Source organism: Cytobacillus sp. FSL W8-0315 (assembly GCF_038002905.1).
Lineage (GTDB): Bacteria > Bacillota > Bacilli > Bacillales > Cytobacillaceae > Cytobacillus > Cytobacillus pseudoceanisediminis.
Window position 1 is genome coordinate 1,265,688 of sequence record NZ_JBBOOC010000001.1, and the last position, 12,126, is coordinate 1,277,813.

Genomic DNA, 12,126 nt, shown 5'->3' on the forward strand with positions numbered 1-12,126 from the left:
ACATCATGAAAAAACTATTCTTAACATTCATTATTTTAGCATTGGGTGTGTTCACTGCAGCATGCTCAAGCACAACTGGAGGAGAAGAAACAAAGAAGATTAAATTAGGTGTAAGCGGTTCTGATACACGCATCTGGGACTTTATTGCAGAAAAGGCTGAAAAGGAAGGCATTGAAATTGAAGTTGTGACATTCTCTGACTATGTGCAGCCAAATGTTGCCCTTGCAGAAGGCGATCTTGATGTGAATGCATTCCAAACAGTCGCTTATTTTGACACTTTTATTAAAGAGCATAATATGGATCTTACCCCAATAGCGACAACTGTTTTAGCACCAATGGGGCTTTATTCTGAAAAAGTAAAATCGGCAGAAGACATTCCGGAAGGCGGCAAAATTGCCATTCCAAATGATGCTTCAAATGGCGGAAGAGCCCTTCTTTTACTGGAGGAAGCCGGCCTGATTAAATTATCCGAGGACTATGACGGAAACCTGGACTTGAATAAAATCGTTGAAAATCCGAAGAACCTTGAATTTGTAGAAATGGTATCAGCGCAGACACCGCGTGCACTTCCGGATGTCTCTGCTTCTGTAATCAATAACGGAATTGCCGTAGATGCAGGCTTTAACCCAACTAAGGATTCAATTTTTATTGAAAGTGAAACCGCTACTCCATACGTAAATATCATTGCTGTCCGAACAGAAGACAAGGATAACAAAACGCTTAAGAGAATTGCTGAACTTTACCAGGAAGATGATGTAGCTGATTTCATTACGAAGGAATATGACGGAAGCATGATCCCGACTTTTATTCCTTTAAGTGATATTGGCTGGTAAAAAATTATTTATAAAGGAGGAACAATGATGGCGGCACCTGTAAAAGCACTATCTGAACTGAAAGAAGCAATCAAGAAAAATGTTGAGGGAAATAAAGAACTTTATCTTTCCGCAAGCCACCGGATCCATGCGACCCCGGAAATAGGAAATGAGGAGTTTTTTGCCTCTGGCTTGCTTTCAGGCATCCTTGAGAAGGAAGGTTTTGAAGTTGAGCGGGCAGTGGCCGGGCATGAAACAGCTTTCCTTGCCCGGAAAAAATCCGATAAACCAGGGCCGTCTATTGCATTCCTTGCAGAATATGATGCCCTTCCCGGGCTGGGTCATGGATGCGGCCACAATATCATTGGCACAACAAGTGTGGCAGCAGCCATTGCATTGAGCAAGGTTATTGATGAGACCGGAGGAGAGGCAGTAGTATTTGGAACCCCGGCAGAAGAAGGCGGGCCAAATGGAAGTGCAAAAGGCAGCTTTGTGAAGCATGGCTTACTTGAAGGCATTGACGCTGCCCTAATGGTTCATCCATCAAACCATACCCGCCTGACCAGTTCATCACTGGCAGTTGATCCGCTTGACTTCGAGTTTATCGGTAAGCCTGCCCATGCGGCAGCTTCACCGGAGGAAGGAATCAATGCCCTTGATGCAGTTATTCAGCTATTTAACGGAATTAATGCCCTTCGTCAGCAATTAAAGGATGATGTACGAATCCATGGCATTATTACTCATGGCGGGGATGCTCCAAATATTATCCCTGAGTATGCAAAAGCCAGATTCTTCATCCGTGCTACAACCAGAACCAGTCTTAATGAGGTAACACGGAAGGTTAAAGCTGTCGCTGAAGGCGCCGCATTGGCAACCGGAGCAAAGCTCAATGTTATTGCTTTTCAAAATGAAGTTGATAACCTGCTGTTAAACAAGACATATGACCAAGTGTTTAAAGAAGTGATTGAAGACTTGGGAGAAACGGTCGTTGAAGGGGACAGAGATGGAATCGGCTCGACGGATGCAGGCAACATCAGCCAAGTGGTGCCAACCATTCATCCTTATATTAAAATTGGTGCAGATGATCTTGTTGCCCATACAGTTCCGTTTCGTGAGGCTGCAGCATCTGTAAAAGGAGACGAAGCACTGATAACCGGGGCAAAAGGGCTCGCACTCACTGCCTTCCAGCTGGTAACAGACCAGGAGCTGCTTAAATCCATTAAACAGGAATTTCTAGAGCGGAAAGCCGCTGAATAAGAACAAAAGCTATCCTCTTTGCGGGATAGCTTTTCCTTATTCAGTGAGTCTTTTCCTCAAATTGGAGGTTTCTTTCCCTAATTTGCTGAATAATATTTTCCGTAAATTTAGTCTGCGTTTCCCCAATTTTCTCATTCTTTTCCCGAAGTTCACGATTACCTACTGTTCCTTCATCTGTTCCTGTGCCATCCGAATAAGCTCCTTCACCATACTTCCGCCAATCTTCCCGCCCACTGTTCCTGCCTGTTTGGATGTAAGACGGCCGTTATATCCCGGCTTCAATGGCACACCGGCCTCCTCGGCAATTTCATATTTCACGACATCGGGATTTTCATTGTCAACATGGTATCCCTGGTTTGCCATTACCTGATTTTTAAGCTGGTCTAATGCCGCTCTTGATTCCGGCACAAGCGGGCGTCTTTTTCTTCTTGCCATGATGCATTCCTCCATAATAAGTACTTTTTCTTATTATGTGATAGAACATAGGGAATAACACTGAAAAAACTTGTACATCTTCTTATGAAAAGATATTCTAATGTTAGAAACCCTGAATCATTGTGAATAAACAAAAGAAGGTGTTTTGGTTGGCATTAAAATACTTGTCAGCTCTGCTGCTGCCCGGCCTGCTGGTTTTGCTCTTTACGAGAGTAAGCTATAATCGTGTGATTGGGCTTGTATTGACGGTGGGACTGATTGCTGCTTCTGTCTATAAAGGGTATACAAATTCATTTGCCTTGATTGTTATAGACGCACTTTCATTGACTGTCGGGTTTTGGTACGCTCAAAAACTGAAGCCCAAAACAAAGCCAAGTGCGGAATAATTTTTGCGGAACCTGTCGATCAAACGTATCGACAGGTTTTTTGTAAAATGAAATTTCAGCTGTATTTTTGCTCGCATAAAATCAGCTATTAATCAATATCAATCAAACGTTTGATTTAATTTCAGGAGGTTAATCAAACGTTTGATTAACCTTGCTTCGACACCACCCTCAAGAATTCGGCATATTTCCCAAGCAATATTTACCCGGCAAAAATAAAAAAACGAATATCCGTTCGTATATTGTTGGTTTGTTTTAGGCTCTTTGTGGTAGAATGATGATATGAGTTTTGAGTAAAAAACTGACAAATCAGCCATGCATCCCGGATCTTAAATTCTTTCAATGCTGGTTTGTGATTAATATATAGATAAAAGTAATTTGAACGGGAGGCTTATAGGTGAAGGATCAATTTGAATTAGTCTCAAAATATTCCCCTCAGGGCGATCAGCCTGGGGCAATCAAAAAAATTGTGGAGGGAATTAATTCCGGCAAGAAGCACCAGACGCTTTTGGGTGCAACAGGAACGGGAAAAACCTTCACAGTTTCAAATGTTATACAAGAGGTTAACAAGCCGACGCTAGTCATTGCGCATAATAAGACACTTGCAGGGCAGTTATACAGTGAATTTAAGGACTTTTTTCCAAACAATGCTGTTGAGTATTTTGTCAGCTATTATGACTACTATCAGCCGGAGGCATATGTGCCTTCTACAGATACCTTTATTGAAAAAGATGCAAGCATCAATGATGAAATTGATAAGCTCCGCCACTCGGCGACTTCTTCATTATTTGAGCGCAAAGATGTCATTATAATTGCCAGTGTGTCTTGTATATATGGTTTGGGTTCTCCTGAAGAATACAGTGAAATGGTGCTATCCCTCAGAACCGGCATGGAGATTGAGAGGAACCAGCTTCTTCACAGGCTCGTTGACATTCAGTATGAACGCAATGATATCGACTTCCAGCGCGGCACCTTCCGTGTACGCGGGGATGTAGTAGAGATTTTCCCGGCATCACGGGATGAGCATTGTATCCGTGTAGAGTTTTTCGGGGATGAGATAGACCGGATCCGTGAAGTAGATGCCCTCACCGGAGAAATTATGGGTGAACGTGAGCACGTTGCGATCTTCCCGGCATCCCACTTCGTAACGCGTGAAGAAAAAATGCGGATCGCCGTCCAGAACATTGAAAAAGAACTGGAAGAGCGCCTTGCTGAATTAAGAGAAAACGATAAGCTGCTTGAAGCCCAGCGCCTCGAGCAGCGGACCCGCTATGACCTTGAGATGATGAGGGAGATGGGTTTTTGTTCCGGCATAGAAAACTACTCCCGCCACCTTACATTAAGGCCGCCTGGTTCAACACCGTATACCCTTCTGGATTATTTTCCGGAAGACTTTCTAATTGTGATTGATGAGTCGCACGTAACTCTGCCGCAAATCCGCGGTATGTTCAATGGTGACCAGGCAAGAAAATCCGTGCTTGTGGACCATGGTTTCCGTTTGCCTTCAGCCATGGATAACAGGCCGCTTACGTTTACCGAGTTCGAAAAGCATGTGAAACAGGCTGTCTTTGTTTCGGCAACACCTGGCCCTTATGAGCTTGAGCATACACCGGAAATGATTGAGCAAATTATCCGCCCAACCGGTTTGCTTGATCCTACTATTGATGTCCGTCCAATCGAAGGGCAAATTGATGACCTAATCGGTGAAATCCAGGATCGCATTCAGAAAAATGAACGTGTGCTTGTCACTACATTAACAAAGAAAATGTCTGAGGACTTGACAGACTACTTAAAAGAAATCGGCATTAAAGTGCAGTATCTGCACTCAGAGGTAAAAACGCTTGAGCGGATTGAGATTATCAGAGAGCTTCGTCTAGGTAAATACGATGTGTTAGTCGGAATCAACCTTCTAAGGGAAGGACTTGATATACCGGAAGTGTCTCTCGTTACTATACTTGATGCTGATAAGGAAGGTTTCCTCCGTTCGGAACGTTCACTCATCCAGACGATTGGACGTGCAGCGCGTAATGCGAATGGCCATGTCATTATGTACGCAGACCGGATCACTGACAGCATGGAAAAAGCCATCAGTGAAACAAAGCGCCGCCGGTCCATTCAGGAAGAGTACAATAAGAAGCATGGCATCACGCCAATGACTATACAGAAGGATATACGCGATTCAATCCGTGCAACACATGCGGCAGAAGAGCAGGAAGAATACCAGCCGTCAGCAAAGCTCGGCAAGCTGAACAAGAAGGAGCGCGAGAAGCTGATCGGCGATATGGAAAAAGAAATGAAGGAAGCGGCCAAATCCCTGAATTTCGAAAGGGCTGCCGAGCTTCGTGATCTAATATTAGAGCTGAAAGCGGAAGGATGACGTAAAAATGGCGATGGATAAACTGATTGTAAAGGGTGCCAGAGCCCATAATCTGAAAAATATAGATGTCACCATTCCGAGAGATAAGCTTGTCGTCCTGACAGGACTTTCAGGTTCAGGAAAGTCCTCACTGGCATTTGATACGATTTATGCAGAAGGGCAGCGCCGCTATGTGGAATCATTATCTGCTTATGCCCGGCAATTCCTCGGCCAGATGGATAAGCCTGACGTGGATGCGATCGAAGGTCTGTCTCCTGCCATTTCAATTGACCAAAAGACGACAAGCAGAAATCCTCGTTCCACAGTGGGAACGGTGACAGAAATTTATGATTATCTGCGATTATTATTTGCAAGGGTGGGGCGTCCAACCTGTCCGATTCACAATATTGAAATCTCCTCACAGACCATAGAGCAAATGGTTGACCGGATTATGGAGTACCCTGAAAGAACAAAACTCCAGGTTATGGCTCCGCTTGTATCCGGCCGAAAAGGGACACATGTAAAAGTGTTTGAAGATGTCAAAAAGCAGGGGTTTGTCCGTGTCCGTGTCGACGGAGAAATGATGGATCTCGGTGATGAGATTGAGCTGGAAAAAAATAAAAAGCACTCTATAGAAGTAGTAATCGACCGGATTGTCGTAAAAGAAGGCGTAGCACCAAGGCTTGCAGATTCATTGGAAACCGCGTTGAATCTGGGCAATGGCAAGGTGCTTGTGGATGTAATCGGGGAAGAAGAACTGCTGTTCAGCGAGAACCACGCATGCCCTCAATGCGGGTTTTCAATCGGCGAACTTGAGCCAAGAATGTTCTCTTTTAATAGTCCGTTTGGTGCCTGTACGGAATGTGACGGATTGGGCTCAAAGCTGGAGGTAGATATTGATCTGGTCATACCCAATAAGGATCTTTCATTAAAGCAAAATGCTATTGCCCCATGGGAACCGACCAGCTCTCAATATTATCCTCAGCTGCTGGAGGCGGTATGCAATCATTATGGAATTGATATGGACGTTCCGGTTAAGGATATTCCTGAACACTTGCTTGAAAAAGTTTTATACGGATCCGCCAAGGACAGCATTTATTTCCGATATGAAAACGATTTTGGCCAGGTGCGGGAGAATTATATCCATTTTGAAGGTGTCATCCGCAATGTGGAGCGCCGCTATAAAGAAACAAGTTCTGATTATATCCGGGAGCAAATGGAAAAATACATGGCCCAGCATCCATGTCCTTCCTGTAAAGGCTACCGTCTGAAGCCGGAAACGCTTGCGGTGCTTGTATCAGGAAAGCATATCGGCCATGTGACAGAATATTCGATTGAGGAAGCATTCAGCTTCTTTGAGAATCTGACACTGTCTGAAAAAGAAATGAAGATTGCCAAACTCATTTTCCGTGAGATTAAGGAGAGGCTAGGCTTCCTCATTAATGTCGGGCTGGATTACCTGACATTAAGCCGGGCAGCGGGAACTTTGTCCGGCGGTGAAGCCCAGCGTATCCGCCTGGCCACACAAATCGGTTCGCGCCTGACAGGTGTACTCTACATTCTGGATGAGCCTTCCATTGGTCTCCATCAGCGTGATAATGACCGCTTGATTGATACACTGAAAAATATGCGGGATATCGGCAACACCCTGATCGTGGTGGAACACGATGAAGATACAATGGTGGCAGCTGACTATTTAATTGATGTAGGTCCGGGAGCAGGGGTTCATGGCGGACAAATCGTTTCAGCTGGTACCCCTCAGGAGGTAATGGATGATCCAAACTCCCTGACAGGGCAATATTTGTCAGGCAAGAAATTCATTCCGCTTCCAATTGAGCGCCGCAAGAATGACGGGCGCTTTATCGAAATTAAAGGGGCTAAAGAAAACAATCTTAAAAATGTGAATGTTAAGTTCCCGCTCGGTACTTTTATTTCCGTTACTGGTGTATCAGGTTCGGGCAAGAGTACATTGATTAATGAAATTCTTCATAAAGGGCTTGCCCAAAAGCTTCATAGAGCCAAATCAAAGCCGGGTGAGCATAAAGAAATTAAAGGTGTGGATCACCTCGACAAAGTCATTGATATCGACCAATCTCCAATCGGACGGACACCTCGGTCCAACCCGGCAACATACACCGGAGTGTTTGATGATATTCGTGATGTATTTGCTTCAACCAATGAAGCAAAAGTTCGAGGCTACAAAAAGGGGCGCTTCAGCTTCAATGTAAAAGGCGGACGATGTGAAGCATGCCGCGGAGACGGGATCATCAAGATTGAAATGCACTTCCTGCCTGATGTGTATGTGCCATGTGAAGTATGTCATGGCAAACGCTATAACAGGGAAACACTTGAAGTGAAGTATAAAGGGAAGAATATTTCGGAGATTCTCGATATGACAGTGGAAGATGCACTGGAGTTTTTCGAAAATATTCCTAAAATCCGCCGCAAGCTGCAGACGATTTATGATGTTGGCCTGGGCTACATCACTTTGGGACAGCCTGCGACAACATTGTCCGGCGGTGAAGCGCAGCGTGTCAAACTTGCTTCCGAATTGCACCGCCGTTCAACGGGCCGCTCCCTGTACATTCTTGATGAACCGACAACAGGTCTTCATGTAGATGATATCTCAAGACTGCTCGTGGTCCTTCAGCGTCTTGTTGAAAATGGAGACACGGTACTGGTTATTGAGCATAATCTTGATGTCATCAAGGCAGCCGACTATATAGTGGACCTGGGACCTGAGGGCGGAGATAAGGGAGGTACCATCTTAGCAGCCGGTACACCGGAAAAAATTGCCGAAGTCCCGGAATCCTACACAGGCAAATACCTCAAACCAATCCTGGAAAGAGACCGCCTGAGAATGAAACAGCAAATTGAAGAGAAAGAGGGCGTGACAAACGCTTAATTAGGAGGAAGCAGTACCGTTTTGGTACTGTTTCTTTTTTATGTAAAAGAGATTAATTCTTCTGGATGAGGGGTATAGAACATGCGTCTGCAGCAACCCTCAATAATCTCAACCAAGAAAGGAACATTCACTATGAAAAATAAAATCTACCTTTTGGCAGGCCTTATTTTGCTTGGGTTCGGCATCTATCTATCCATCACATTTCTTGGAGAGGAAAAAAAGGCTGAAAGCAATCAATCGATTGTAGCTTTTGGCGATTCGCTCACCTACGGATATGGAGATGAAACTGAGGAGGGGTACATTGGCAGGCTGCAGAGCAAACTGGATCGGACATTTCCGGAGAAGAATTATACAATAACAAATCATGGAGTGTATGGCTTTAAATCTTCGGATGTCCTTCAGCAAATGCTCAAACCGGAAGTGGCACAGGATATTAAAAATGCAGATATGTTTATCGTATATATTGGAACAAACGATTTGCTGAAAAGCAACGGAGGGGATCTTTATCCGCTCCATCACGAAAAACTGGTTGAAGCTAAAGACATTTATGAGGATAAACTGAATGGAATCCTGGAAACACTGGAAACCGCCAACAGTGATGCACCTGTTATCCTTCTCGGACTATACAATCCCTATCAGGACGGTGACCAGATTGAAAAATATATTGACCATTGGAACAATTCCATAAGAAAAAAAGCAGCGGAAGATAAAAATATCACCTACATTTCTACCAATGAACTATTCAAGGGAAAAAACAAGAAACAGTACTTCGCTGATTCCCTTCATCCGAACGGAAAGGGATATGAGATGATTGCGGATAGGATTATGGAAGGCTTTTCTTTTTAATAAAATTTAAAGCTTACTAAATTGATTTTAGCACCCTGTTGCCTGGAGCGGAAATCAACAGGTCAAATCAAAAGAACCATTTGAAGTTCCTTCCTTTCTGACCATTTGATAACACAATGTAATGTTCCAGCAAAATCGATGTAACCAAGCAGCGTTATACTCCTATATAAGGGAAGCTATTGCCTGGAAACAGAAGGGGAGGTCATTATGGAGGATTATTTAGAGAAGTCTCTGGAAGAATGGAAAGAAGATATTTCTGAGGTTTTGGATCAGATTAATAATGAATATGAGGATGTTAAAAAAGAGCTTAAAGTATATTCCTACAAATATGGAATTACAAAGCAGGTTATCCAGTCTACTGTGAACGAAGAGATTATTGATAATATCCGCGAAATGTATCATAAGCCTTTTGAAGAGAAGTATAACGAATTGAAAGAATACATACGTGATTTGGATGAAAAACGAAAAGTTTTCCAAATGTTTGTCAATAAAATCGACGAAGTGAAAAAGAAGGAAGCGCCTCGCACTGACCTGGCAGCTGCCTATAAATAGGACATAATCATAAAACCGTCTTTTCAAGAAAGGCGGTTTTTAATATAGAAAAAAGCTATGCGACTTGAGGCTATGGAACCCCTCAGCCTGCAGATGTATTTTTAGAAATATGAAGGAAAATACTCCTTTGATTTTCTATAATGAAGAAGAGGCTGAAACTTTTAGCGCTCCATTTCCGTATGACAGATAAGGTGAAACTTCAATCAGTGGGGTTTTTTTATCCCCATTGATTGTTAGTTGAACCAATCGGGCCTTTACGGGCAGTTTGCCCCCCCACTTATCCTCCATTGGTTTCTCTGAGTCTTGAAGTGGGGGTCTTACTGCCCGTTAGACTGCGATAAAGGAGCTGAAAACAATGGAAACAAGAAAGGTTCTGTCTGCCTTAAGCTATTTTAGCATTATGTTCGCAGGATTTATTTTTCCGCTCATTGTATTTTTTGCATCAGAAGACACGGAAGTGAAGCGGCATGCCAAGAGTGCATTCTTATCACATTTGATTCCGCTGGTTCCTGTTCCGTTTATTGTTTTTGCTGGGGTGACCCAGTTCACAGTAAATGATCAGGAAATCCCGGTCCTATTTCTTGCAGCTGTGGGCATCACGATCATTCTGCTATTAATTGTACTTATCTGGAATATCATTAAAGGGGTAAAAGTCCTGATGCAAGAATAGAAATAATAGAGGAGGGCCAAAGAATGAAAGAGGAACGCAAACGTATTTTGAAAATGGTCGAGGATGGAAAGCTTACGGTTGACGAAGCTTTAACTCTGCTGGAGCAGCTTGAAAAAACAAACCAGACGATGGAACAGAAGCAGGAGGATTTAATTAAGGAGCTATCTGCTGAGGTTAAGTTTGAAGAAGCTAAAAAGGGTGAGCCATACAGCTCAAAGCAACAAAGTGCCAAGGAAAAAATCATTGATTTTGTAGATTCAGCATTTAAGAAAGTGAAGGATCTCGATCTTGATTTTAATTTTGGGAAAAGTGTTGAGATCTCTCATATATTTCAGCATGCAGACGCATACTTAAAAGATCTGGACATTGATGTTGCCAATGGGACAGTTAAGGTGATTCCATGGGAGCAAAGTGATGTCCGCGTTGAATGCAAAGCTAAGGTCTATCGTGTGGATAATCAGGATGAAGCACGCAGAAATTTCCTGAAGGATGTTATTTTTGCCATTGAGGGGCAAAGGCTGAGATTTTCCAGTCAGCAAAAGTGGATGAAGCTTGAAGCAGTCATCTATATTCCAAGATCTGAATATGAAAATGTGAAAATCCGCATGTTTAATGGCCCGATTGAAAGTCAAAACTTAACAGTGGAAAACTTTAAAGCGAAAACGGCCAATGGAAAGATTACGGTTAGTGATTTAAACAGTAAAAATGTTGAGGCTGAAACCGCCAACGGGCAGATTACCATTCAAAAAAGCCGAATTGATCATGTAGAAGCCGAAACGTTGAATGGTGCAATTCTGGCTGAAGGAGACTTCAAAAAAGCCGAACTCCAATCGTTTAATGGAAATGTAACATGCAGGGCAGAAAATGAACGCTGCGAATGGATCGAAGCGAAGGCAGCGACGGGCAGCATCGACTTGTTTGTTCCGGATTTCGCTGCTGTCAGCGGAGAACTTCGCACCAATCTGGGCAGTTTCCACCCTGATATTGAGGGTATTGAAGTTATAGAAGAAAAGAGCGAAGTGATTCAGAAAATGCTGCGCTTCAAGTCTGTAAAAGAAAGCGGCAGCGGACTCAAGCTGAGGGCTGACTCAAAAACAGGTACGATCACGATCAAGCGGTCAACTGCCTGGTAAAGCGTAAGGAATTTGGCTGTTGATAGATAGTATAAAATTTTGAACATTACTGTCTAGCTCCACAAGGAACGCTCGACAGCTTTATCATCGCACGACTAAAAGCGCCAGCTTTTTAGGAGGAGCGCCTGCCCCCTCGAGGGGTCTGGGGTGGGCAAGGGGCTTTCGCTTTTCTTGATAGGAGGGATTCTTTGTGAATAAATTGGTTCGCTCCCGCAGCAACCGGAAATTAGCGGGGGTATTGGGCGGCTTATCAAAATCGATCGGTATAGATCCTACCGTACTCAGGGTGATTTTCATTGTTTTATTATTTACAACAGGCGTTTTTCCAATGACACTCATTTATGCTCTGCTTGTGTTCTTGCTTCCTAATGAAGAGGTGCTGTAGAAAATGAGATGGATTCTGGGAATATTGATTAATGCGGTCCTATTTGTAGCGATCGCCGGTTTTTTTAAGGATTCGTTTTACTTATCGGGATTTGGGGCTGCCATCGGTGCCAGCTTCATGCTTTCCATCCTGAACATTCTCGTGAAACCAATCCTGATTATATTAACTCTGCCAGTCACTGTTTTAACGCTCGGTCTGTTTTTGTTCGTCATCAATGCTGTTACATTAATGATTACAGATGGCTTTATGGGGGATTCTTTTGAAATTGACGGGTTTGGCACAGCGATTCTTGTGTCTGTGATTATGTCAATTGTTAATCTGATCATTCAAAAAGCGATCCTCGAACCGGCAAGGGAAAAGTAAATGCGTTAAAAAGCCAGCATCCGTGATGC

At 43.5% G+C, this 12,126-nt stretch carries 12 protein-coding genes; 11 read left to right on the forward strand and 1 reads right to left on the reverse strand.

Annotated features, from left to right (window positions below; all coding sequences use genetic code 11):
- Window positions 1–5 precede the first annotated feature (5 nt).
- Both MKY20_RS06480 and MKY20_RS06485 read left to right on the forward strand, forming a co-directional pair.
- Window positions 6–833 carry a MetQ/NlpA family ABC transporter substrate-binding protein gene (locus MKY20_RS06480; protein WP_009331870.1) on the forward strand — a complete coding sequence of 276 codons (828 nt, stop codon included), beginning with the start codon at window positions 6–8 and terminating at the stop codon, window positions 831–833.
- A 27-nt stretch (window positions 834–860) separates the two neighbouring features.
- Complete coding sequence (locus MKY20_RS06485) at window positions 861–2,069, forward strand: M20 family metallopeptidase (RefSeq protein WP_251175530.1); 1,209 nt, start codon at window positions 861–863, stop codon at window positions 2,067–2,069.
- A 159-nt stretch (window positions 2,070–2,228) separates the two neighbouring features.
- On the opposite strand, the gene MKY20_RS06490 is transcribed toward MKY20_RS06485, so the two are convergent.
- The gene (locus MKY20_RS06490) at window positions 2,229–2,504 is read right to left on the reverse strand and encodes an alpha/beta-type small acid-soluble spore protein (protein ID WP_009331868.1); all 276 of its coding nucleotides are present in this window, start codon (window positions 2,502–2,504) and stop codon (window positions 2,229–2,231) included.
- Window positions 2,505–2,653: 149 nt separating this feature from the next.
- On the opposite strand from MKY20_RS06490, the gene MKY20_RS06495 reads away from it, so the two are divergent.
- From MKY20_RS06495 to MKY20_RS06535, 9 genes are all read left to right on the forward strand, one after another.
- Window positions 2,654–2,890 (forward strand): DUF2198 family protein, encoded by a 237-nt coding sequence (locus MKY20_RS06495; protein WP_009331867.1) that lies wholly within the window; start codon window positions 2,654–2,656, stop codon window positions 2,888–2,890.
- A 394-nt stretch (window positions 2,891–3,284) separates the two neighbouring features.
- Window positions 3,285–5,264 (forward strand): excinuclease ABC subunit UvrB, encoded by a 1,980-nt coding sequence (gene uvrB / locus MKY20_RS06500; protein ID WP_009331866.1) that lies wholly within the window; start codon window positions 3,285–3,287, stop codon window positions 5,262–5,264.
- Between the two features lie 7 nt (window positions 5,265–5,271).
- The gene (gene uvrA, locus MKY20_RS06505; protein WP_251175531.1) at window positions 5,272–8,148 is read left to right on the forward strand and encodes an excinuclease ABC subunit UvrA; all 2,877 of its coding nucleotides are present in this window, start codon (window positions 5,272–5,274) and stop codon (window positions 8,146–8,148) included.
- 132 nt (window positions 8,149–8,280) lie between these two features.
- The gene (locus MKY20_RS06510) at window positions 8,281–8,994 is read left to right on the forward strand and encodes a DUF459 domain-containing protein (RefSeq protein WP_251175532.1); all 714 of its coding nucleotides are present in this window, start codon (window positions 8,281–8,283) and stop codon (window positions 8,992–8,994) included.
- A 207-nt stretch (window positions 8,995–9,201) separates the two neighbouring features.
- Complete coding sequence (locus tag MKY20_RS06515) at window positions 9,202–9,546, forward strand: hypothetical protein (RefSeq protein ID WP_009331863.1); 345 nt, start codon at window positions 9,202–9,204, stop codon at window positions 9,544–9,546.
- A 355-nt stretch (window positions 9,547–9,901) separates the two neighbouring features.
- Entirely contained in the window at window positions 9,902–10,216 is a 315-nt protein-coding gene (locus tag MKY20_RS06520) for a DUF4870 domain-containing protein (RefSeq protein ID WP_217026078.1), read from the forward strand.
- Window positions 10,217–10,239: 23 nt separating this feature from the next.
- Window positions 10,240–11,349, forward strand: coding sequence for a DUF4097 family beta strand repeat-containing protein (locus MKY20_RS06525; protein WP_009331861.1), 1,110 nt, complete (start codon window positions 10,240–10,242; stop codon window positions 11,347–11,349).
- Window positions 11,350–11,539: 190 nt separating this feature from the next.
- Entirely contained in the window at window positions 11,540–11,734 is a 195-nt protein-coding gene (locus tag MKY20_RS06530) for a PspC domain-containing protein (RefSeq protein WP_009331860.1), read from the forward strand.
- Window positions 11,735–11,737: 3 nt separating this feature from the next.
- The gene (locus MKY20_RS06535) at window positions 11,738–12,097 is read left to right on the forward strand and encodes a phage holin family protein (protein WP_009331859.1); all 360 of its coding nucleotides are present in this window, start codon (window positions 11,738–11,740) and stop codon (window positions 12,095–12,097) included.
- The last annotated feature ends 29 nt before the right edge of the window (window positions 12,098–12,126 follow it).

What these genes read in the sequence shown, in the direction of transcription:
- MKY20_RS06480 (WP_009331870.1), top strand. Translation starts at nt 6, where the DNA reads ATGAAAAAACTATTCTTAACATTCATTATTTTAGCATTGGGTGTGTTC.
- MKY20_RS06485 (WP_251175530.1), top strand. Translation starts at nt 861, where the DNA reads ATGGCGGCACCTGTAAAAGCACTATCTGAACTGAAAGAAGCAATCAAG.
- MKY20_RS06490 (WP_009331868.1), bottom strand. Translation starts at nt 2,504, where the DNA reads ATGGCAAGAAGAAAAAGACGCCCGCTTGTGCCGGAATCAAGAGCGGCA.
- uvrA (WP_251175531.1), top strand. Translation starts at nt 5,272, where the DNA reads ATGGCGATGGATAAACTGATTGTAAAGGGTGCCAGAGCCCATAATCTG.
- MKY20_RS06510 (WP_251175532.1), top strand. Translation starts at nt 8,281, where the DNA reads ATGAAAAATAAAATCTACCTTTTGGCAGGCCTTATTTTGCTTGGGTTC.
- MKY20_RS06515 (WP_009331863.1), top strand. Translation starts at nt 9,202, where the DNA reads ATGGAGGATTATTTAGAGAAGTCTCTGGAAGAATGGAAAGAAGATATT.
- MKY20_RS06520 (WP_217026078.1), top strand. Translation starts at nt 9,902, where the DNA reads ATGGAAACAAGAAAGGTTCTGTCTGCCTTAAGCTATTTTAGCATTATG.
- MKY20_RS06525 (WP_009331861.1), top strand. Translation starts at nt 10,240, where the DNA reads ATGAAAGAGGAACGCAAACGTATTTTGAAAATGGTCGAGGATGGAAAG.
- MKY20_RS06535 (WP_009331859.1), top strand. Translation starts at nt 11,738, where the DNA reads ATGAGATGGATTCTGGGAATATTGATTAATGCGGTCCTATTTGTAGCG.